Origin of the sequence: Clostridium sp. 1001275B_160808_H3 (assembly GCF_015550425.1) — a bacterium.
GTDB lineage: Bacteria > Bacillota > Clostridia > Clostridiales > Clostridiaceae > Clostridium.
The window spans coordinates 48,173-72,233 of sequence record NZ_JADNAT010000006.1; the positions used below are offsets into that span (position 1 = coordinate 48,173).

A 24,061-nucleotide genomic window follows, 5' to 3' on the forward strand; every position below is an offset into this window, starting at 1 on the left:
TTCTAAAGTAAATTTCCTTTTTCATAAATTTATATAATTATTCCTTAACTTATTTTTGATTTTCTTTTTCTTCAATTAGCTCCTTCAATTTACTTAAAGCGTCTTTAATTCCACCCTCTTCATCTATTAAGCCACATTCTACTGCTTGCTTTCCAATTAAAATAGTTCCCATATCATTTAATAGCTCATCTGATTTTAGCATCATTTGTTTTAATTCATCTTTATTTATTTTAGATGTTCTTACAATAAAATTATCTATGCGCTCTTGCATCTTTTGAAAGTAATTAAATGTTTGAGCTACACCTATAACAAATCCATTCATTCTTATAGGATGAACTATCATTGTAGCTGATGGTGTTATAAAAGAATAACTTGATGAAGTTGCAAGTGGTACCCCAATTGAATGTCCACCACCTATAACTATTGAAACTGTAGGCTTTGATAGGGAATTTATCATTTCCGCAATTGCTAACCCAGCTTCTACATCTCCACCAACTGTATTTAGTATTATTAATACTCCTTTTACATTATCGTTTCGTTCCATAGATATAAGTTGAGGAATCACATGTTCATACTTTGTTGACTTTGATTGTGCTGGTAAAACTTGATGTCCTTCTATTTGCCCTATTATAGGTAGTATTTGAATACTTTCGTCTTGTGCAACACCATTATCAGTCCCAAATTCTTTTATTTCTTCTCTTTTTTCCTTAGCTTCTTTTAGCTTTTCTTCTTCATTCTCTATATCCTTATTTTCATCTTTTGATGAGTTAAAAAAATTATTCATAATAAAATCCTCCTATACAATATTATTTTGTACAAGAGGATTTATTTTATTCACCTAAATTAAATGCTTTATGAAGTAAATTGAGAGCTCTCTTAACATACTCAGATTTAATTAAGCACCATATTGTCATATTAGAATCAGCTGTTTGAAGAATTTCTATTGAACCTTTTGATAATGTATTTATTATTTTCGCCATTATACCAGGTACTCCAGTCATTCCTATCCCAACTATAGCTATAGTGCTACAATTTTCTATTAAGTTATATTTTATATCTGCTTCCTTAAGAACTCTTTCTAGTTTTTCCTTTTTACATGAATCTATAGTGAAAATTTGTTCAGTTGGAAATATATTTATTAAATCTAGACTGATATTATTTTTCGCTAAAATTTCTAATAAATATCTATAATTTACTTTATCTTTATTTTCATTTAATCTTACTGTTACTTGAGCTCTATTATTTAAATGTGTTATCCCTGAAATAGTTCTTTCATGATTACTTGTTCCATAGCTATTAACTAAAGTACCTTTACAGTTACTCATAGTATTCTTAATAACAATTGGAATATTAGCTTTTCTTGCACACTCAACAGCTCGTGGATGTATAACCTTTGCTCCTTGATCTGCAAGTTGAAAAACCTCATTATAAGTTATTGTATCTATTAACGAAGCATCATCAACGATTCTTGGGTCAGCAGTCATTATACCATCTACATCTGTATATATTTCTATTTCTTCTGCATTTAAAGCTTCACCTATAATACATGCTGATGTATCACTTCCCCCTCTTCCAAGGGTTGTTAAATATCCTTTTTCAGTTATTCCCTGGAATCCAGTAACAACTGGAACTTTTCCGCTTTCTATAATACTTTTAATATTTTCTGTTTTTGTATAAAGTAAATCTGCTTCAGAAAAATTATCATTTGTTATAATACCTGCTTGACCACCAGTAAGTGGAACTGCTTGGATACCTTCATTTATTAAAACATTGCTCATTACTACACTGCTTATAATTTCTCCACAGCACATAAGCATATCAGTTGCCTGTAGGTTATTCCTCTTGAAATTATTATCTAATAAAGATAATAAAGTATCTGTAGCATAAGGTTCTCCTTTTCTTCCCATTGCAGATACAACTACTACAGGGGAAAATCCTTCATCTATTGCATTTTTAACCTTAGCTACTACTTGATTTCTTCTCTCTTCAGTAGATACAGATGTACCTCCAAATTTTTGTATAATTATTTTCAAGTAATAACCTCCCTAAATTTATGCTCTTGCCCTTTTTATTTTCTCCTTATCAGCTGAAACAACTATAACATTTGCTCCAATTTTAGTAACATAGCTCCAAGGGATTTCTACATATTCCCTACTACTGAATAGGCCTAATTTACTTCCGGCAACAGCAGCAACTATAAATTGCAAATTTCCATTTTCATCAATTATAAAATCTAAAGCTTGCTGAGTATCATATTTTTCTGCTTCTTCTGTATTAAATATTTCATATCTTTCTAAATCACTAAGAAGTCTATACTTAGATTCTCTTTTGGACTCATCTTCATAATACTCACCTTTTTTTCTATCTCCTCTTAACATAAGATTCACCTCCACACTATCTTATGTAAATCCTATGCTAATCAGAGATAATTTAGTACCTAATATTATGATTAAAATTATATTCTTCTTATTCCATTTTTATTTGAATTATCATATGCTTTTATATTAGGTTCTATTATATTATTTAATTTCTCCCATTCTATATCTTGACCTACATACGCTGAACTTATTATGCCTGGTTTAAAGCAAGTATCTAATACATAATTTATGTCATCAGCATTTATATTGTTAATTCTTTTTATTACTTCCTCTTGTGTTTTAATCTTATTTTGTAGTAGCATACTCTTTCCATTTGAAAACATTCTTGATGATGTACTTTCTAAACCTAATATATAACTTGCCTTTATTTTTTCCTTGTTAATTTCTAATACATCATTAGAAATTCCGTTTTTAGCAAATTTTTTAAGTTCCTTATTAATAACATCTAGTGCCTTATCTGCAGATTGTTTACTTACTCCTGTATATATATTATTTATTCCAGTCCCTAAATATGGCTGAGCATATGAATAAATAGTATAGCAAAGTCCTAACTCTTCTCTTACATTTTGAAATAATATAGATGATGCTCCTCCTCCAAACACATTGTTTAGAAGTACTAGAGAATAAGATTTTTCATGCGCATATGGCAATCCTTTAAATGCTAAATTTATATGAAGTTGTTCTATTGGTTTATTTGTATATTTACTTTGTGAAAGTAAAATTGGGGTTTTATATTCTGGCTTATAATCTCCTTCCCCTTCCCAAGACCCGAAATTATCTTCTATCATTTTCAATAATTCTTTTTCATCAAATTTTCCACATACAGAAATTACTGAATTATGAGGCGCATAATGTGATTTAACAAATTTCTTTATCTTTTTACTATTAAATGACTTTATATTTTCTATAGTACCAAGTATAGGATAAGATAATGAATTATCTCCAAAAATAGCCTTTGATGAATCATTATCTAAAACATCTTCTGGAGTGTCTTCACTCATATTTATTTCCTCAATAACTACACCTTTTTCTTTTTCTATTTCTTCATCATCAAACTTAGAATTTAATATCATATCAGCTAAAATTTCTATTGATAAATCTAAATGTGTATTTAAAGCTTTTATATAATAACAAGTTGCTTCTTTGCTTGTATAAGCATTTATTTGACCCCCTACATTTTCTATTTGTTGAACAATTTCCTTTGAAGTTCTTTTTTCTGTTCCTTTAAAAAACATATGCTCTATAAAATGTGATATACCGTTTAACTCTAAATCCTCATTTCTTGAACCATTTTGAACCATAACACCAACACTTATTGAATTTACGTGATCTATATATTCTGTTACAACTCTTAAACCATTTTTTAATGTATATATATTGTACATAGTTCCTCCTCTTTATTTCTAAATTTATTCTATATTACTATTATTCTATATTATTTTATAGTTATGTAATACTTAATTATTAATTATTAATGTTTAATTTAAATTTTATCATATAAAGAAAAAAAGGCAATAAATTGCCCTTTACTAACTTTTTCTATTCGCTTTTCTCAGTCTTTTCTTCTGAGTCATCAGTTAAAGCATCTTTTCTTGAAAGATTAATTCTTCCTTGATTATCTATTTCGGTTACCTTGACTAATATTTCATCACCTACAGATACCACATCTTCAACTTTATTTACTCTTGCTTTGTCTAATTTTGATATATGACATAATCCTTCTTTATTAGGAAGAATTTCAACAAAAGCACCAAAAGTAGCTATCTTAGTTACTTTTCCTAAGTAAACTTCTCCGACTTTAACTTCTTTTGTTAAACCTTCTATAATAGCTATTGCTTTATTTACGCCATCATGATCTGCTGAAGATACAAAAACTGTACCATCTTCTTTAATATCAATTTTAACTCCAGTTTCTTCGATAATCTTATTTATAACTTTTCCACCAGCACCTATAACATCTCTTATCTTTTCTGGATCTATACTTATTATTGAAGTTTTAGGAGCATATGTTGAAACTTCTCCTCTTGGTCCTGGAATACATTCACTTATTTTATCTAAGATATGAAGTCTAGCCTTTCTAGCTCCCATTATAGCATCTTCTATAACTTTAAAACTTAATCCCTTTATCTTAGTATCAACTTGTATTGACGTAATTCCTTCTACAGTTCCTGCAACTTTGAAGTCCATATCAGCAAAGAAGTCTTCTATTCCTTGAATATCAGTTAAAACTTCTTCTCTTGTAAGATCTTCTGAAGTTATAAGTCCCATTGCTATACCTGCTGCTGGTCTCTTAAGAGGAACTCCTGCATCTAATAATGCTAAAGTACTACCACAAACTGAAGCTTGTGATGTTGAACCATTAGAGCTTAATACTTCTGATACTAATCTAATAGTATATGGGAATTCTTCTTCTGAAGGTATTAATGGTTCTAATGCTCTTTCTGCTAAAGCTCCATGACCTATTTCTCTTCTTCCTGGTCCTCTTAAAGGCTTTACTTCACCTACTGAATATCCTGGGAAGTTATAGTGGTGCATGTATCTTTTTGATTCTTCTTCACCTATACCATCAATTATTTGAATATCTCCTACTGCTCCTAATGTAGCAACAGTCATTACTTGAGTTAATCCTCTTGTAAATAATCCTGTACCATGAGTTCTTGGTAAAATTCCTACTTCACATGATATTGGTCTAACTTGATCAAATGCTCTTTCATCTGGTCTTCTATGGTGATTTAAAAGCATATCTCTTACAACTTCTTTTTGTAAGTTATAGATTATTTCCTTTATATCTCCTACGTTTTCTGGATACTTTTCTTCAAATTCTGCATAAACCTTTTCATTTACTTCGTCCATTGCAGCATTTCTTTCATCTTTATCAGTTATCCACATAGCTTCTTTAATTATTTCGCCAGCAAATTCTTTTATTTCATTTTCTAACTCTTTACTTGGCTTATATAATTCAGGAACCATTTTTTCTTTTCCAAATCTTTGCATTGCTTCTTCTTGGAATTTAATGATATCTTGGCAACTATCAAATCCAAATTTAATGGCAGCAAGCATAACATCCTCTGGAATTTCTTGACCACCAGCTTCAATCATCATAACTCTTTCACTAGTTGCACAAACAGTTAATTGGAGTTCACTTTCTTCTCTTTCTTTAGATGTTGGATTTAAAATGAAATTTCCATTGATTAGACCTACTTGCACAGCTGCAACAGGAGTTGTAAAAGGAATGCTTGATAAGCATAATGACAATGATGCTGCATTAATTGCTAGAATTTCTGGTAGGTTATCCTTCTCAACTGATACTACTGTACATACAACTTGAACATCATTTCTATATCCCTTTGGAAATAAAGGTCTTAATGGTCTGTCAACTGCTCTTCCAAATAATATAGCATTTTCTGAAGGTCTACCTTCTCTTTTAATAAAACCACCTGGTATTTTTCCTACTGAGTATAATCTTTCTTCATATTCAACACTTAGAGGAAAGAAATCTATTCCCTCTCTTGGTTTTTCTGAAGCATTAACATTAGTTAAAATTACTGTGTCTCCATAGCTAATAAATGATGCTAAATTTGATAACATCCCAATCTTTCCAAATTCCAACTTAAGTTCTCTACCAGCTATAGTTGTTTTCATTACATTGTTCATTTTGTAACCTCCCTTCAGGCTTATATCTTATCATTTAAAATTGTTAAAATAATAGAGCGGCTTAAAAACCGCTCTAAAGACTATCTTCTTAAGCCTAATTTTTTAATTATAGCTCTGTATCTTTCGATATCTTGATCAGCTAAGTAATTTAAAAGACCTCTTCTTTGTCCAACCATCATTAAAAGACCTCTTCTTGAGTGGTGATCTTTCTTGTGCATCTTTAAATGATCAGTTAAAGAATTAATTCTTTCTGTTAATAAAGCGATTTGCACTTCTGGTGAACCAGTATCTCCTTCATGTCTTCCGTGTTCTTTGATTATTTCTTGCTTTCTTATTGCGTCCATTGTTCGCACCTCCGTAAATTTATCCCCTATATCCAGGAAATGAGCTAGCACCCTCATATCTTAGAATTAGGTTCTTCTTTGCTATTATAACAAATGATATAGATATTGTAAATTATAAATTTACATAATTATATTACTATATCTCTATCTTCCGCAAATTTTTCATCCTTTTTAATTTGTTCAACAAGTTCCTCTAAGGAATTAAACTTTATTTCACCCCTTATTCTTTCAATAAAATAAACTTTAATTTCTTGTCCATAGATAGTATCATCAAAATTTAATATATATGTTTCTATAGTTAATTGTTGCCCATTTACTGTAGGATTATTCCCAACAGATGTAATTCCTTTATAAATTTTATTATTATACTCTACATTAGTATAATAAACTCCCTTATCCGGAATTATTATTTTATTATCGAACTCTAAATTTGCAGTTGGAAATCCTATTGTTCTTCCTAGTTTTTTACCATGAATAACTCTTCCTTTAATTAAATATGGCTTAGATAACATTTTAGAAGCTTCTTTTACATCTCCTTCTAAAATACTTTTTCTTATTCTAGTACTACTTATTACATCACCTTTATAAGTGTATGGTTCCATAATATATAATTCATATCCATATTTACTTTGAAGATCTTCTAATAATTTTACATCCCCTAAATTTTTATATCCAAATTTAAAGTTAAATCCAACTATAATTCCTTTTACATTATAGTCTACACAAAGTAATTTTATAAAATCCTCTGCAGACATTGACATAAATTCTTTAGTAAAGCTTCTTAGTATTACTATATCTACATCTTCTTGTTCTAAATACTTAAGCTTCGTTTCTAAATCCATAATTAATTTAGGTGTACTTTCTGGCTTTACTAATGTTTTAGGATGATTTTTATATGTAAACACCATACTTTTGCCTTTTTTTTCATTAGCAACTTGGACAGTCTTTTTTACAAGGGATAAATGACCATAATGAAGTCCATCAAAACTTCCTAATGCTACATAGTTGTCACTATCCTTATTTTCCATAATAATATCATCTATTACTATCATATCCTGCTCCCCTAATTAATTAATAATTTTTCTATTTTAAAGCCTTGATGATCGCTTTTACCAAGTCCTATAAACATTCCACTTTCATCATAAACTCTATATAGTTTTCCTATTTCAATATTTTCTTTGGTAAATCTCTTATCAAAAACTTTAACTCCATTAATTAAAAGTTTTGAATATTTAGTTAAAACTATTAATTTTTCATAGGAATCTAAAGCATCCTCTATACTTATAATGTAATCTTTTATATTTTCAGAATTTATATCTTCTATATTAATAGATTCATCCTCAGTAAATTTAGATGTTTTACTTCTTTTTAGCTTTGTCATAGTAGCTCCAACATTTAAAGTTTCCCCTATATCATAACAAAGACTTCTTATATATGTCCCTTTTGAACATGTAACTTTCATACTAATATATGGATTGTTTATCTTTACATCTTCTATCTTATATATATTTACAAGTCTACCTTCTCTTTCTACTTCTATGCCTTTTCTTGCCAATTCATAGAGCCTTACACCATTTTGCTTTAAAGCAGAATACATAGGTGGAACTTGAGAATATTCTTTTTCATAAGAATAAATAGCTTTCACTATATTTTCATCGCTTATATTAGATGGATCTTTTTCCTCTATTATATCTCCCTCTAAATCATATGTAGTAGTTTTTATACCAATCTTAAACTCTACTTCATAGATTTTTTCACTATTCATTATATAATCAATAATTTTTGTTCCTTTGCCTATACATATAGGCAAAACACCACTTGCTTCTGGATCTAGTGTTCCAGTATGTCCAACCTTTCCAGTGCCTGCTGCTTTTTTTATTATTCTTACAACATCAAAAGAAGTCATACCAGTATTCTTAAAAATATTAATTACGCCGTTCATTATAACAACTCTTTCTCTATTTCCTCTAGAATTTTGTTCTTAGCCTCGTCTAATTTTATCCCCTTTAAAGTTATCCCCGCAGCTTTCACATGGCCACCGCCACCTAGCTTTTCAGCTATATTTCTAACATCAAATTTATCTTTTGATCTTAAACTTGCCTTAGAACCATTTTCTATTTCCTTTATTAGAACTGCAACTTCTACACCTTTTATTTGTAAACCGAAAGATATTATATCTGATGTATCCCCTATTTCTATCCCAAGCTCATCCCCATAAGCCATAGGAATTTTAATTAATGCTACTTTACGATCAAATAAAAGTTCCATGTCATTCAATGCTTTACCCATCAATCTAATCTTTTCAAAACTCTTGTTATCAAAAAGATTTTGATGTATGTAGGTATTATTTACACCAATTTTTCTTAATTTTGCTGCAATATTATGAGTTCTAAAAGTTACATTTGAATGTCTAAATGCACCTGTATCTGTAACTAATGATGTATAAAGACAAGTACCTATCTCTCTTATATCATCACTTTGATTATTAAAATTAATTCCTAATGATTCTAACAATTCAAAAACTATCTCTGCTGTAGCCGCAGCTTCTACATCTACATAATTTAAATCTCCATATTTATCATTTGTAATATGATGATCTAAATTTAATATACTTCCTTTAAAATTATCTAAGTCTGCAGATATTCTTTCATAATTTCCACAATCTAATACTACAACTATTGAAGTATCATCAACTGGAGTTATTAAATTTCCTGTAGCTTCATTTGCACCTTTAAGAAATTGAAGATTTTCTGATATTATATCTTTTGAAATTAAATAAGCATCTTTTTTTAAGGTTATTAATCCATTTAATAGTGCAAGTGCACTACCTACTGCATCACCATCAGGTGATACATGGTAGGTAATGCCTATTTTTTTACTATCTAAAATTGCTTTAGATATATCTTGTAATGTGTTCATTACTTTTCCTTAACTTTTTCTATAAGCTCTTCTATTTTCATACTGTAGCTTATAGAATCATCAAGCTCAAATAATATTTGAGGTGTATTTCTCAAATTCATTCTTTGACTTATTTCTTTTCTTATATATCCGCTTGCACTTTTTAATGCTGCAAAGGTTTCATTTTTTTCTTCTTCATTTTTACCAAAAATACTTACAAATACCTTTGCATATCTTAAATCCTTAGTTACTTTAACTGCTGTAATTGAAACCATAGCAGTCATTCTAGGATCTTTAATTTCATCTCTTATGATAACACTTATTTCTCTTCTAACTTCTTCGTTTATTCTGCCACCTCTGTAATTAGCCATTTAAAATCACCTCTTTAATTAAAGCTGCTTTCTTTCAATTGCTTGCATACTAAATGACTCTATTACGTCACCTTCTTTAAGATCATTAAACTTTTCAACACTTAAACCACATTCATAACCAGTGTTTACTTCCTTCGCATCATCTTTAAATCTCTTAAGTGAAGCTAAAGTTGATTCAAATATTACTATTCCATCTCTTATAACTCTAACTTCAGAGTTTCTTATTATTTTACCATCTGTAACGTAACATCCAGCAATTGTTCCTACATTTGAAATCTTATAAACCATTCTTACTTCTGCTTTTCCATTTACAACTTCTTTATACTCTGGATCAAGCATTCCAATCATAGCTGATTTAACATCTTCTATTGCATCGTAAATTATTCTATATGTTTTAATTTCGACCCCTTCTTTATCTGCAACTACTGTAGCATTTGAATCTGGTCTTACATTAAATCCTATAAGTAATGCATTTGAAGCCGTTGCAAGAGTAACATCTGTTTCAGTTATAGCACCAACACCACCATGAATTACTCTTACTTTAACATCTTCAGTTGAAAGCTTTTCTAATGATTGTTTTATAGCTTGAACTGACCCTTGAACATCAGCCTTAACTATAATACCAAGTTCTTTAACTGTTCCTTCTTGAATTTGGCTATATAAATCTTCAAGAGAAACTCTATTAGCTGAATGGAAGCTTTCATCTTTAATTTTTTGTTTTCTTGTTTCAGCCATATTTCTTGCTGTTTTTTCATCTTTAACAACAGTAAATCTATCTCCTGCTGCTGGAACTTCTGAAAGGCCTAAAATTTCCACTGGAATTGAAGGACCAGCTGCTTTTATACTCTTTCCTTTATCATCAAACATAGCTCTTATTCTACCATATGTAGAACCAACTAATATTGAATCTCCTACATGTAATGTACCATTTTGAATAAGTAGTGTTGCTACTGCACCTCTACCTTTATCAAGTTTAGCTTCTATAACAGTACCCTTAGCTTTTCTCTTTGGATCTGCTTTAAGTTCTGCCATTTCTGCTGTTAATAGAACCATTTCTAATAATTGTTCTAAATTTTCACCTGTCTTTGCTGATACAGGAACACATATAGTATCTCCACCCCAGTCTTCGGCTACTAATTCATATTCAGTTAATTCTTGTTTAACTCTGTCTATATTAGCTCCTGGTCTATCTATTTTATTTATAGCTACTATCATAGGAACTTCCGCTGCTTTACAGTGGCTAATAGCTTCTTTTGTTTGTGGCATTATACCATCATCTGCTGCAACAACTAATATAACTACGTCTGTAACTTGAGCTCCTCTTGCTCTCATTGCTGTAAAAGCTTCGTGTCCTGGTGTATCTAAAAATGTTAATTTTTCGCCATTTAAATTTACAGTGTAAGCTCCAATATGTTGAGTTATACCACCAGCTTCATGAGCAGTAACATTAGCTTTTCTTATAGCATCTAATAATGAAGTCTTACCATGGTCAACGTGACCCATAACTGTAACTATAGGAGGTCTCTTAACTAGGTTTTCTTCTACCACTTCTTCTTCTTCAACCACTTCTAGCTCTTCTTTTTCTTCTTTTTTAACAACTAAACACTCATATTTTTCACATACTTTTTCAGCAGTTGCAAAATCTATTTCTTGATTTATAGCAGCCATAACGCCTGTAAAAATAAGAGTCTTTATAACATCTGCACTTGGTTTTCCAAGTTTTTCTGAAAGTTCTTTTACAGTTATTGTCTCTCCAATTTCAACAACACCTGATCCGCCTTCACCAATTATGTTAGCGTCTTCTTCTACTTTCTTTCTTTTTCTTTTTTTAGCTTGATTATTAACTTCTTCAGCTAATATTTCTTCATATTCATCAACTATAGTTTTATCTCCTGATGCTCCAGTATCTCCAATTAACTCTTTGATTAACTCTGCATCTTCATCTTCTATAACGCTCATATGATTTTTTACATCAACGCTAAACTCATTCATTAATAATTCTATAAGTTCCTTTGAACTTATTTGCAGTTCTTTTGCCAATTCATATACTCTGATTTTTGACAATAAAATCACCCCCGGTTAAATTTTAACTTTTTCCTCTTCGTAAAGGGTATAAAGTTTTTTAGCCATATTTTCATCTGTTATAGCTAATATTTTCACTTCTTCTCTTCCAATTGCAGCACCTAACTCTTCTTTTGAAAAGTCTTCTATAAATTTTATATCTTTTGATACGCAATGATTTTTAAATTTCTTTTTTGTACTATTTGAAGCATCATTAGACATGATGAATAAAAAAATAGATTTCCTATTTCTTTGCTCGTCACATTTACTATACCCTTCAACTAAATTTCCTGATCTTTTAGCTAGGCCTAGAAAATTAAAAAATTTATTCATTTTCAATCTCTTCCCTTAATCTATTGTATATAACTTCATCTATAGCTATATCTAAATTTCTTGAAAGCCTTTTTGTTTTAAAAGCTTTTTCTAAACACTCTTTATCTTTGCAAATATATGCGCCTCTGCCTGATTTTTTCCCAGTTAAATCAACTGAAACATCACCTTCTGGAGTTTTTACTACCCTTATAAGTTCCTTTTTAGGTTTCATCTCCATACATCCTGTGCACATTCTCAAAGGAATTTTCTTTACTTTCATAAAAATCCTCCCTTATTCTATAGTTTCTTCAACTGTTTCTTCTTTTAATGCATCTGCTTGAGATTTGCTTTTTATATCTATTTTCCAATTTGTTAACTTAGCTGCAAGTCTAACATTTTGCCCTTCTTTTCCTATTGCAAGTGATAATTGATTATCGTCTACAACTACTTTAGCAGATTTTGTTTCTTCACAAGCAACTACTTCTAAAACTTTAGCAGGACTTAATGATGCTGCTATAAACTCTTCAGGATTTTTGCTCCATTTTATTATATCAATCTTTTCACCTTTAAGCTCGTTAACTATATTTTGTACTCTTGTTCCTTTCGGTCCAACACAAGCCCCCATTGGATCTACATTTTCATCATTTGAGTAAACAGCAATTTTACTTCTTGAACCAGCTTCTCTTGAAATACTCTTTATTTCAACAACACCTTCATATATTTCAGGCACTTCTAACTCAAATAGTCTTTTTACTAAACCTGGATGGGTTCTTGAAACTAAAATTTGAGCCCCTTTTGATCCATTTTTAACTTCTACAACATATAGTTTTACTTTTTCATTAAATTTATATTCTTCTCCTGGAATTTGTTCATTTGGTCCAATAGATGTTTCTATTCTTCCAAGATTTACAAAGACATTACCTTTATCTTTTCTTAAGACAGTACCAGTAATTATGTCATATTCTAATTCTTTGTACTCTGAATATACTATGTTTCTTTCAGCTTCTCTTATTCTTTGAGTTACCACACCCTTAGCAAGCTGAGCTGCTACTCTACCAAAATTCTTTGGAGTAACTTCTAAATCAACTATATCATCAAGATCATATCTTGGGCTAACTTCCTTAGCTTCTTCTAAACTTATTTCAGTTACATCATCATACACATCTTCAACTACTACTTTTTGAGCGTATACATGAATTTCTCCTGTTTCTCTATTTATACTTACTTTAACATTTTGTGCTGAAGTTGTTGGGCTAGCGTAGTTCTTTTTGTATGCTGCAACTAACGCATCCTCAATAGTTGTAAAAAGTAAATCTTCGCTAATCCCCTTATCTTTAACAATTTCTCTAAGAGCACCTATAAACTCTTGGTTCATTTTAATATCCTCCTTATTATATTTCCCCTTCTAAATTGGCTAATTTTATTTTATCTTTTGGAATTGTAACTAACTCATCAGCTTCAACTACAACTGAATCATCACTTACTTCCTTTAATATACCTTTTAAATTTTTTCTTCCATTTAATGATTTTGTGAATTTAACCATTATCTCTTTTCCTATTTGCTTTTTAAAGTGTTCATCTGTAAATAGTCCTCTATTTAATCCTGGTGATGAAACTTCCAAGAAGTATGCATCTTTGATTGGATCTTTTTCATCCATGACATCACTTACTCTTCTAGACAATGCTTCACAATCAGATAATGCTATACCACCATCTTTATCAATATATATTCTTAAATAATAATCTCCATTTTCTTTTACATACTCAATGTGATAAATTTCATAATTAAGTTCTTCAGCTATAGGTCTTACTAATTGATCAATAGTTTCTAATAATGCATCAACTTTCATATTAACCCTCCTTTACTATATTCAGTTTTTAAATTTTAAAGCTTTACTAAATCTTAACTACTCTATAAAAAAAGCAACTATTTGTAGTTGCAATTAAATAGAAAGAGCGGGCATTTATCACTCCCACTCACATTTTCTAGCTATTAGTAAATTACTTCTTTAATTATCCTATCATAATTTCCTAATTAATACAAGGGGTAGTAATTAAATTGTTACGCTACTTATATTAATTACTTGCCCCATATATATTATTTTTATACTTAATTTAAAACAAGGATAACTGATTCGTTTCTGACATTCCTTCAAGGCACCCATGATTACTCAATGTTTCTATTACAGTTTTTGAAACTTTTGATCTTACTCTTAAATCCTCTTTAGATATAAATTCGCCTTCTTTTCTAGCTTCTACTATACTTTTTGCTGCGTTATCTCCAACTCCTTGAAGCGCACTTATAGGAGGTCTTATTCCATCCTTCTCAATTGTAAACTTTGTTGCTTCTGATATATATAAATCTACCTTTAAGAATTTGAGTCCTCTTGCATAAAGTTCATAGGAAAGTTCTAAAACAGTAATTAATCCCTTATCTTTTGCTGTAACTTTATTTCCTAGTTCGTAAAGTTCATCTAATTTTGCTTTTATTGCTCCTGGTCCTTTACAAATAAGGTCTGCATCAAAATCATCTGCTCTTACAGTAAAATATGTTGCATAATATGCTTCAGGATAATATACCTTAAAGTAAGCTATCCTTACAGCCATCATTACATAAGCAACAGCATGCCCTTTAGGGAACATGTATTTTATTCTTTTACATGACTCTATATACCAATCAGGAACATTATTTTCCTTCATTGTTTTTTCAAATTCTTCTGTAAGTCCCTTACCTTTTCTTACACTTTCCATTATGGTAAACGCCATCTTAGGAGGTACTCCAGCATACATTAGATAAACCATGATATCATCTCTTGTAGATATACAGTCTTTAAGTGTAGTATATCCTTCTTTTATAAAGTACTGTGCATTGTTAAGCCATACATCTGTACCATGTGAAAGACCAGATATTCTAACTAAATCTGCGAAACTTTTGGGTTGAGTATCTACAAGCATTCCTCTAACAAATTTTGTACCAAATTCCGGAAGTCCATAACTACCAACTTCACACCCTAGTTCTTCCTTAGTTACTCCTAGTGCTTCTGGTGAAGTAAATAAAGAAATAACTTTTTTATCATTTAAAGGTATTGTCTTAGGGTCTACTCCTGTTAAATCTTGAAGCATTCTTATCATAGTTGGATCGTCGTGTCCAAGTATATCAAGCTTAAGTAATCTTCCTGATATAGAGTGATAATCAAAATGAGTTGTTGTAACATCTGATGTTGGATCATCAGCAGGACGTTGTATTGGTGTGAAATTATAAATTTCATTATCACTTGGAACAACCATAATACCACCTGGATGCTGTCCTGTTGTTCTTTTTATTCCTGTGCAACCAATAGTTAATCTTTCAATTTCAGCACTTGATGCTCTAAGCCCTCTTTCATCTAAATATTTTCTTACATATCCATATGCTGTTTTTTCAGCAACAGTACCTATTGTTCCTGCTTTAAATACGTATCCTTTACCAAACAAAACTTCTGTATATTTATGAATTTCTCCTTGGTTATCACCTGAAAAGTTAAGATCTATATCAGGTTCCTTATCACCTTCAAATCCTAGGAAAGTTTCAAACGGTATATCATGACCATCTTTTATATATTTAGCTCCACATTTCGGACAATCCTTATCTTCTAAATCAGCACCTGAGCTTACAGAACCATCTAAGAAGAACTCCGAATTTTTACAGTTAGGGCAAACGTAATGTGGAGGTAACCCATTAACCTCTGTTATATTTGACATTGTTGCAACAAAAGATGATCCAACAGATCCTCTTGATCCAACTAAGTAACCATCTGCTAGTGATTTTGCAACTAGTTTTTGGGCAATCAAATATAACACAGCATACCCATTATTTATAATTGAGTTTAATTCCTTATCTAATCTTTTTTGAACTATTTCGGGCAGTGGATCTCCATAAATTGAATGTACCTTTTTCATAGTCATTTCTCTAATTTCATCATCTGCACCTTCTATTTTAGGTGGATATGTTTCATCTGGTATTGGCTTTAAAACATCTATAGAATCTGCTATTTCTCCTGGATTAGTTATTACAACTTCTTTTGCAACATCTACTCCTAAATAAGAAAACTCTTTTAACATTTCTTCAGTAGTTTTTAAATATAAAGGGGGCTGTTTTTCTGAATCTGAGAAACCTTGCCCTGCCATTATTATTCTTCTAAAAACCTCATCTTGTGGATCTAAAAAGTGTACATCTCCTGTTGCTACTACTGGTTTATTAAGTTCTTTACCTAAATTATATATCTTAGTATTTAAACTTCTAAGTTCGTTTTCATCTTTTACATTTCCTTTATTTATAAGATATTCATTATTCCCTATAGGCTGGATTTCTAAATAATCATAAAATCCCATGATTTCTTTTAGTTCTTCATCTGACTTTCCATCTAAAACAGCTCTATATACTTCTCCAGCTTCACAAGCCGAACCAATAATTAGCCCTTCTCTCATTTCCATAAGCTTACTTTTTCTAACCCTTGGATTCTTATGAAAATTATCTATATGAGCTTCAGATACTAATTTATATAAGTTCTTCATACCTGCTTGAGTCTTTGCAAAAATTATTATATGATATGTCTTTTCCTTTTTAATATCCATTTTTTCAAGGAATTCCCTATTTAAATCATTAAGACTATTCATATTTAATTCTTCTACCATCTTTTTGATAGATATCAAGAAAATTTCTGCAGTTGCCTTTGCATCATCAACTGCTCTATGATGATTTTCAAGTGAAACTCCAAGATGTTTAGCTACTAAATTTAATTTTACTCTTTTTAATTCAGGATATAAAAATCTTGCAAGAGGAACTGTATCTACTATAGTTGAATTAAATTCAAGACCTAAGTCATTACAATTCTTTTTTATAAATCCTGTATCAAATGCTGCGTTATGAGCTACCACTGCACAATCATCTATAAACTCCATAAATTTAGGTAAAACAGCTTCTATAGGATCTGCATCTTGAACCATTTCATCAGTTATTCCAGTAAGTTCCGTTATCTTATAAGGAATTCTACATTTAGGATATACAAATTCACTAAATGTATCTATTACTTCTCTTCCCTTAATCTTCACAGCTCCTATTTCTATTATCTTATCATTTTTAGCTGAAAATCCTGTAGTTTCTATATCAAATACTATAAAAGTATCATCAAAGCTTTGCCCCATATCATTTAATGCTATAGGTATTCCATCATTAACTAAATATCCTTCTACTCCATATAGCACCTTAATTTTATTCTTTTTAGCTGCAATTTGAGCATCTGGAAAAGCTTGAACAACACCATGATCTGTTATTGCGATAGCTTTATGACCCCATTTTGCTGCTCTTTCTATTATTTTAGTAGCTGACACAACGCCATCCATAGCACTCATGGTTGTATGACAATGAAGCTCAACTCTTTTTTCTTCAGCTCCATCCATTCTTTCTATCTTACTCATTCTTAAGATATCTCTTCCCATTATTACTACTTCTCTAGCATATGTATCGTAAATTGCTTCTCCTCTCACTTTACAGTATAAGCCTTTTTTAACATTCTCTAATACTTCTTCAGTTTCTTGTGGCTTTAAAAAGCATTTTACAGTTATTGAACTTGTATAGTCTGTAATAAAGAAAGTTAATATAATTTTACCTGTTTTAGTTTCAACTATATCTGTTTTAAATACTTCCCCTATAACAGCAACAACACCTGAAGTTTCATCAATTTCCTTAATTGGTATAGCTTCTTGACTTATACCTCTTCCTAAAATGCTATTTTCACTTTTAGGCTCTCTTTTGAATTCTCTTTTTTCATATGGTTTCTTAGCCTTAGCATTTTGTTTTTCTTCACTTGGATTACTTGTAGACTGCACTGAAATATTTCTTCCACTGAAGATTTCTTTTAAAACTTCTTTTTCTTTTTCAAGTTTTTCAGTATAGTTACTTTCTACTTCCAAGCTACTATCATACTCTAAAGTTATTTTAGATTTTATTCCAAATATACTTTCTATCTTTAATGCTATTTGCTTTGGAATATCTTTTGTATTTAGATGCTCATTTATTTTCTCATATCCACTAGCTATATTTATAGTATTACCATTAACACTCTTCTTTCCTTTAATAAGTACTGATTTAGATAAAGGTGCTTTTTTCATTACATCTTCTGTAACTTCAAGCCAATGTTTTTCTACTATCTCATTTAGTGTTAAGTTTGATATATCCCTATAAAATAAGACTTCTATATTTATATCAATTCCTAATGTTTTCTTAATTGCCCTTTTAACTTCATCTTCTTCTTGATTATTTAAACCATCTTTTCCACGTAATACAACTTTTAGAAGATTGCTTTTCTTTAAAAACTGAAACTTTATTATATTTATTCCTTTATCTTCTAATGATTCATTCTTATTTATTTCTTTCTTTATAAGTTTTAAAGCATCTTCACTCAAATAAATAACACCTCCTGTATACTTGATCATATCTAATTGATAATGCATAGTTTAATATTTTATGAAGTGTTGAGTAAAATATTTATTAATATTTGGCAAATAATAATTAACGAAATAATTGACAATGTAAAATGTCAATTAAGTATTTATCCAACTTAATTTTTCATTATTCATTGTCAATTATTTTAATTACATATTTTCTATTTCTTTCATTAACTCTTCAATTAAATCTTCTTCTTTTACTTTTTTAACAATTATACCTTTTTTAAAGATTAAACCTTCTCCTCTACCACCGGCAATTCCAATGTCTGCTTCTCTTGCTTCTCCTGGTCCATTAACAGCACAGCCCATTACAGCAACCTTAATATTTTTGTTTATACTTTCTAATTTTTTTTCAACTTCTTGTGCTATTTTAATAAGGTTAATTTGAGTTCTGCCGCAAGTAGGACAAGATATAAATTGTAATCCGCTTTCTCTTAATTTTAAGGCTTTTAATATTTCCTTAGCAACCTTTATTTCTTCAATCGGATCACTAGTTAAAGATACTCTAACAGTATCGCCTATACCTTCTGCTAAAAGTGTACCAAGTCCAATACTTGATTTTATTGTTCCCCTAAAAGGTGTTCCTGATTCAGTTACACCTAAATGAAGAGGATAATTGCAACTTTGACTCATCAATCTATATGCTTCTATCATCATTACAACATCAGATGATTTTATTGAAATAACTATATCATAAAAGTCTAATTCTTCTAGTATTTTAACATGTCTTAAAGCTGATTCAACTAACCCCTTTGCAGTTGGCTTTCCATCTCTTTCTAAAATATCTTTTTCTAAAGACCCTGAGTTTACGCCAATTCTAATTGGTAAGTTTTTAGCCTTTGCTGCTTCTGCAACTATTTTAACTTTTTCTATACTTCCAATATTACCTGGATTTATTCTTAAAGCAGATACTCCATTTTCGATAGCTGCTAAAGCTAATTTATAATCAAAATGTATATCTGCAACTACAGGAATTGGTGAACCTTGGCATATTTCCTTTAATGCCTCTGCCGCCTTCATATCAGGAACTGCACATCTTATTATTTCACATCCTGCTTTATATAAAGTATTTATTTGTTCTAATGTAGCTTCTACATCTCTTGTATCTGTATTTGTCATTGATTGAATAGATACAGGAGCATCTCCTCCTATATAACAACTTCCAACCTTAACTTTTCTTGTTTGTTTTCTTTCCATTTTATTTCCTCTCCTAAAGTTGTATAGGGAATAATATATCTTTTATTGTAACTATAATCATAAGCCCAAAAAGTAACATTATTCCAACATAGTTCATTGCCCCAACTAATTTATCTGGTACTTTTCTTCTTGTAATAAGCTCTATTAATAATATTACAGTCCACCCACCATCTAAGGCTGGGAATGGTAACATGTTAAATACAGCTAAATTTATGCTTATAAAGGCTACAAAATACATAAGATTCCATATACCATTTTTTGCGGCCTCACTAGACATTCTGATAATAGATACCGGTCCCCCTACATCTGTTTTAAAATTAACTTCACCCATAATCATCATCTTTAAACTTTTATAAGTTTGACTAATTACTGATAATGTTTCTTTGAAGCTTTGGTTAAAACTTTGTACAATACCAGGGTTATCTACTCTTTCGAATCCAAAGCCTATCATGTATCTTTCCCTTCCATTTTCCTCTGTCAACTTTGGAGTAACAGTAACTTCCTTCTTCTCCCCATTTCTTTCAATTAAAAAGTTAATTGGATTATTTTTTGCAAGACTTATACCTATAGTTAAATCATCTGCTGAAAATACTCTACTTCCATTAACCTTTACGAAAGTATCGCCTTCTTGTAATCCAGCTTCCATTGCTGGCATATTTTCAATTAAGCTATTTACCTTAGGTAAACTATATCCAAACTTATTTAAAAATACTGTAAATATAATTATAGCAAATAAGAAATTCATAGTTGCTCCAGCTATAATAACACTTATTCTTCTAAGAGGCGATTTCGAAGAAAAGCTCCTTTCATCTTGAACCTCTTCTTCTTCTCCCATCATTTTAACATATCCTCCAATAGGAAACAAACCTATTGAATATTTTGTTTCTTTTCCTTGAGTTGAAAGTATTTTAGGTCCCATTCCAATAGCAAATTCCTCAACCTTTATTCCATTTACCTTTGCCATTACAAAATGACCAAGTTCATGGACTATTATAAGTAAACTAAATCCCAATAACGCATAGATTATATACAATATATTTCTCCTCCTAATTCCATCTTACCCTTATATATTCTCTTACTTTCTTATCTAATTCAATTACATTTTCTAAATTAACTTCCTTTGATTTTTCTTCTTTAAAATGTTCTAAAGCCTCTTCTATGATTTCTGAAACTTGTAAAAACTTTATCTTTTCTTCTAAAAGTAAAGATACCGCTTCTTCATTAGCACCATTTAATATACATGGAGCTAACCCTCCTTCTTTTCCAGCTTTATAAGCAAGCTTTAAACACTTGAAAGTTTCTAAGTCAGGTTTTTCAAAAGTTAATGCTCCAATTTCATAAAAATTAAGTTTTTTTGCTATAGCATGTTTTCTTTCTTTTTTATTAATTGCATATTGTATAGGTAACTTCATATCCGTTGAACCTAACTGAGCAATAACACTTGCATCATTATACTCTACCATTGAATGAATTATGCTTTGAGGGTGCACTACTACTTCTATATTTTCATATGAACAATTAAACAAAAAATGTGCTTCAATAACTTCAAGTCCTTTATTCATAAGTGTTGCTGAATCTATAGATATTTTTTGCCCCATATTCCATTTTGGATGTTTTAATGCATCATTTACCGTCACACTTTTTAAGTATTCATTATCTTTTCCTCTAAATGGTCCCCCTGAAGCTGTTAAAATAATTTTACTTACATCATTTTCAGTATACCCATTTAAAGCTTGGAATATAGCACTATGTTCCGAATCTACTGGTAGTATATCTACTCCCATTTCTTTTGCTTTTTTCATAACTAACTCGCCAGCTACAACTAAAGTTTCCTTATTAGCTAATGCTATATCTTTTTTTGCTTCAATAGCTTTTATAGTTGGTCTTAATCCAATCATACCCACTACTGAAGTTAAAACCATATCTATTTCTTCCAATGTAGCTATTTTTTCAAGACCTTCTATTCCTGAATAGACTTCTATCTTCAAATTGTTATCTAAACAATAACGTTTAATAACTTTTGAACTTTCCTCATCCATCATAGCCACATACTTAGGATTAAATTCATTTATTATTTCCTTAATCTTTTCAACAGATGAATTAGCACTTACACCTATAAGCTTAATTTCATTATTTGAACTTCTTATTACATCTAAAGTTTGAGTACCTATTGAGCCTGTAGCCCCTAAAATCGAAATGTTTTTCATACTTACCTCCTCGAATTCAGTATTTAACTACTGTATATCATATCTTTTGCAATTATACTGTAAATTGGACCTGCAATTATACCAATAAATCCAAACATTTTTACCCCTACATAAATCGATACTATTACTATTAATGGATGAATTTCTAATTTGCTACTTAGAAATTTTGCCTCTAATATTTCCCTAACAAACCGTTCTAACAAATATAATGAAATTAATCCAATTATTAATAAATACCTCTTCATTATAATATTGTATATTATAATTGGTATAAAAACAATTGTTGTTCCAACAAAAGGAAGTATATCTAAAATTGCACATAGACTTCCTAAAAAAATACTATTATGTATTCCAAGTATCTTAAATCCTAATGTTATTATAAAAGCACTTAATATTATTAACCTTACTTCTATTTTAAAAACTTCTTTTAAATTTTTTATTTTCTCCATGAAATTATTTATAACTTCATTTGGAAATATGTTTTTTAATAAATCATAAATTTTACTCTTATCAACTAATATAAAATAATCTATAATATTAGCTAAAAAGTATGCTATAACTCCATCTCCAGTTACTATTGCACCTTGCATTATCATATTACTACTAAAGAAACCACTTAAAGTTTGTAGCATTTTATTCAAGTCAAAATTCAAAAGTATTTTCATATTTTTAATAAATGCATCTACTTCTGACATATTATTTCTATAAAACTTATAAAATAAACTTAAAATTGTATTTCCAAAATAAAATATTATAACAAACATAAAAATATTTATTATAAGTAAACTTAAGATTGCACACATAGATTTCGGTAAGTTAGTTTTTATAAAAAATTTATATAATGGCTGAGTTATTAAAATCATTATAACAACAATAATAAAAGGTTGAAAATAGTTTTTTATTAATAATGTAATTAACGAAATAATAATAAATGCAATTACTAAATTTATTATTTTACTATAAGTATCGTATAATTTCATAATATTGCTCCTTAACATATCATATATAGGTTGTACTTGAATTATATTCAACTTAAATATCCAAATAATTATTAAAAGTATTTAAGTAAACCTAATATTTTTCAACTTATATAAAAAATTTAAATACTATATGTTTTTAATCCAATATTTTATTAGGCTTAATATATACAAACATTTAATATATCAATACTTTGAATTCATAAATCACTAATCAAAACATACATACTATGATTATATTAATCTTGATTCTAATACATACCTTACTATTTAGTAATATAATTTTTTTAATACAAAAAAAGGTAGAGAAGTAATTTCTCTACCATCTTTAATTAATAATTTATATTTATTAAAAAATTTAATATTATATCATTTAAATCTAAATTCCCACAATAAAAGTTAGGTAATAGAAAACTACAGCTGCATTAAATAATATAGAATCAAATCTATCTAAAATCCCACCATGTCCAGGTATTAAGTTACTATAATCTTTAATCCCCACATATCTTTTTACAGATGATGCAACTAAATCACCGAATTGACCCATTATTCCGCATAATGCACCTATTAAAAAGAAATGAATTATTGAAACCTCTGGAACATAGTTAACAATTATCAACCCATATATTCCACAACCAATAGTACTTCCTAAGAATCCCCCAACTGATCCTGCAACTGTCTTTTTAGGGCTAACCTCTGGACAAATCTTTCTTTTTCCTAAATACTTACCTGCATAATATGCAGTTGTATCAGCAACCCAAGATCCTAAGAAAATTAACCAAACTAAATATTCTCCACCAGTTTTACTATTTACTATAGGAATAAAGCTAAATAGCATACCTATATATAAGAAACCTAATAAAGTTATTGAAACATCAATAAATGTATATTTTAAATTTATAATAGGTATAATTAGTAAAACTATAGCTGCAAGAACTATAATATACATAATTTCCTCAAAATTATTTCCTCTTAAATAAAAAATTGCTAAAAGTGCATATCCTACTATAGGTACTGGCTTAAACTTCTTTTCTTTTAATGCTTTATAAAACTCATATAAACCACATACTGAAATGACTATTGTAAAAGACTTAAGCCAAATTCCACCTAGTAAAATAAACAGTATAAATGGAGCTATCATAGCCGCTCCCAAATATCTACTATTTAACTTCATAT

General features: G+C 29.6%; 21 protein-coding genes. All 21 read right to left on the reverse strand.

The genetic code is table 11. The annotated features are described in order from the left end of the window. Positions 1–49: 49 nt before the first annotated feature. Positions 50–784: an ATP-dependent Clp protease proteolytic subunit gene (locus I2A75_RS06100; protein WP_195263592.1), complete on the reverse strand. Its 735-nt coding sequence runs from the start codon at positions 782–784 to the stop codon at positions 50–52. Positions 785–830: 46 nt separating this feature from the next. After that, positions 831–2,033, reverse strand: coding sequence for an aspartate kinase (gene dapG / locus I2A75_RS06105; protein ID WP_195263593.1), 1,203 nt, complete (start codon positions 2,031–2,033; stop codon positions 831–833). Between the two features lie 18 nt (positions 2,034–2,051). After that, positions 2,052–2,378: a YlmC/YmxH family sporulation protein gene (locus I2A75_RS06110; protein ID WP_195263594.1), complete on the reverse strand. Its 327-nt coding sequence runs from the start codon at positions 2,376–2,378 to the stop codon at positions 2,052–2,054. Between the two features lie 77 nt (positions 2,379–2,455). Further along, complete coding sequence (locus I2A75_RS06115; RefSeq protein WP_195263595.1) at positions 2,456–3,763, reverse strand: pitrilysin family protein; 1,308 nt, start codon at positions 3,761–3,763, stop codon at positions 2,456–2,458. Positions 3,764–3,917: 154 nt separating this feature from the next. Beyond that, positions 3,918–6,032: a polyribonucleotide nucleotidyltransferase gene (locus tag I2A75_RS06120; protein WP_195263596.1), complete on the reverse strand. Its 2,115-nt coding sequence runs from the start codon at positions 6,030–6,032 to the stop codon at positions 3,918–3,920. Between the two features lie 80 nt (positions 6,033–6,112). Continuing rightward, a complete protein-coding gene (gene rpsO / locus I2A75_RS06125) occupies positions 6,113–6,376 on the reverse strand; it encodes a 30S ribosomal protein S15 (RefSeq protein ID WP_195263597.1) in 264 nt (87 codons plus the stop codon). Between the two features lie 128 nt (positions 6,377–6,504). After that, entirely contained in the window at positions 6,505–7,428 is a 924-nt protein-coding gene (locus tag I2A75_RS06130) for a bifunctional riboflavin kinase/FAD synthetase (RefSeq protein ID WP_195263598.1), read from the reverse strand. 11 nt (positions 7,429–7,439) lie between these two features. Continuing rightward, positions 7,440–8,318 (reverse strand): tRNA pseudouridine(55) synthase TruB, encoded by an 879-nt coding sequence (gene truB, locus I2A75_RS06135; RefSeq protein WP_195263599.1) that lies wholly within the window; start codon positions 8,316–8,318, stop codon positions 7,440–7,442. Beyond that, positions 8,318–9,295, reverse strand: a complete 978-nt coding sequence (locus tag I2A75_RS06140) for a bifunctional oligoribonuclease/PAP phosphatase NrnA (RefSeq protein ID WP_195263600.1) — start codon at positions 9,293–9,295, stop codon at positions 8,318–8,320. The genes truB and I2A75_RS06140 overlap by 1 nt, the downstream gene beginning before the upstream one ends. After that, complete coding sequence (rbfA, locus tag I2A75_RS06145; protein ID WP_195263601.1) at positions 9,295–9,645, reverse strand: 30S ribosome-binding factor RbfA; 351 nt, start codon at positions 9,643–9,645, stop codon at positions 9,295–9,297. Before rbfA ends, I2A75_RS06140 begins: the two co-directional genes overlap by 1 nt. An 18-nt stretch (positions 9,646–9,663) precedes the next feature. Beyond that, on the reverse strand, positions 9,664–11,709 hold the full coding sequence (gene infB, locus I2A75_RS06150; RefSeq protein WP_195263602.1) for a translation initiation factor IF-2: 2,046 nt from the start codon (positions 11,707–11,709) through the stop codon (positions 9,664–9,666). Between the two features lie 15 nt (positions 11,710–11,724). Further along, on the reverse strand, positions 11,725–12,039 hold the full coding sequence (locus I2A75_RS06155; RefSeq protein ID WP_195263603.1) for a ribosomal L7Ae/L30e/S12e/Gadd45 family protein: 315 nt from the start codon (positions 12,037–12,039) through the stop codon (positions 11,725–11,727). Further along, on the reverse strand, positions 12,032–12,298 hold the full coding sequence (locus tag I2A75_RS06160) for a YlxR family protein (RefSeq protein WP_195263604.1): 267 nt from the start codon (positions 12,296–12,298) through the stop codon (positions 12,032–12,034). Before I2A75_RS06160 ends, I2A75_RS06155 begins: the two co-directional genes overlap by 8 nt. A 12-nt stretch (positions 12,299–12,310) precedes the next feature. Continuing rightward, positions 12,311–13,393, reverse strand: coding sequence for a transcription termination factor NusA (gene nusA, locus I2A75_RS06165; RefSeq protein WP_195263605.1), 1,083 nt, complete (start codon positions 13,391–13,393; stop codon positions 12,311–12,313). A 16-nt stretch (positions 13,394–13,409) separates the two neighbouring features. Next, complete coding sequence (rimP, locus tag I2A75_RS06170) at positions 13,410–13,868, reverse strand: ribosome maturation factor RimP (RefSeq protein WP_195263606.1); 459 nt, start codon at positions 13,866–13,868, stop codon at positions 13,410–13,412. Between the two features lie 265 nt (positions 13,869–14,133). Then, on the reverse strand, positions 14,134–18,462 hold the full coding sequence (locus I2A75_RS06175; RefSeq protein ID WP_195263607.1) for a PolC-type DNA polymerase III: 4,329 nt from the start codon (positions 18,460–18,462) through the stop codon (positions 14,134–14,136). 189 nt (positions 18,463–18,651) lie between these two features. Beyond that, the gene (gene ispG, locus I2A75_RS06180; protein ID WP_195263608.1) at positions 18,652–19,701 is read right to left on the reverse strand and encodes a flavodoxin-dependent (E)-4-hydroxy-3-methylbut-2-enyl-diphosphate synthase; all 1,050 of its coding nucleotides are present in this window, start codon (positions 19,699–19,701) and stop codon (positions 18,652–18,654) included. 13 nt (positions 19,702–19,714) lie between these two features. Beyond that, positions 19,715–20,734 carry a M50 family metallopeptidase gene (locus I2A75_RS06185; protein WP_195263609.1) on the reverse strand — a complete coding sequence of 340 codons (1,020 nt, stop codon included), beginning with the start codon at positions 20,732–20,734 and terminating at the stop codon, positions 19,715–19,717. Between the two features lie 13 nt (positions 20,735–20,747). Further along, entirely contained in the window at positions 20,748–21,908 is a 1,161-nt protein-coding gene (gene dxr / locus I2A75_RS06190) for a 1-deoxy-D-xylulose-5-phosphate reductoisomerase (RefSeq protein WP_195263610.1), read from the reverse strand. A gap of 23 nt (positions 21,909–21,931) precedes the next feature. Continuing rightward, positions 21,932–22,888 carry an AI-2E family transporter gene (locus tag I2A75_RS06195; RefSeq protein ID WP_195263611.1) on the reverse strand — a complete coding sequence of 319 codons (957 nt, stop codon included), beginning with the start codon at positions 22,886–22,888 and terminating at the stop codon, positions 21,932–21,934. Between the two features lie 376 nt (positions 22,889–23,264). Next, positions 23,265–24,059 carry a phosphatidate cytidylyltransferase gene (locus I2A75_RS06200; RefSeq protein WP_195263612.1) on the reverse strand — a complete coding sequence of 265 codons (795 nt, stop codon included), beginning with the start codon at positions 24,057–24,059 and terminating at the stop codon, positions 23,265–23,267. Positions 24,060–24,061: the final 2 nt, after the last annotated feature.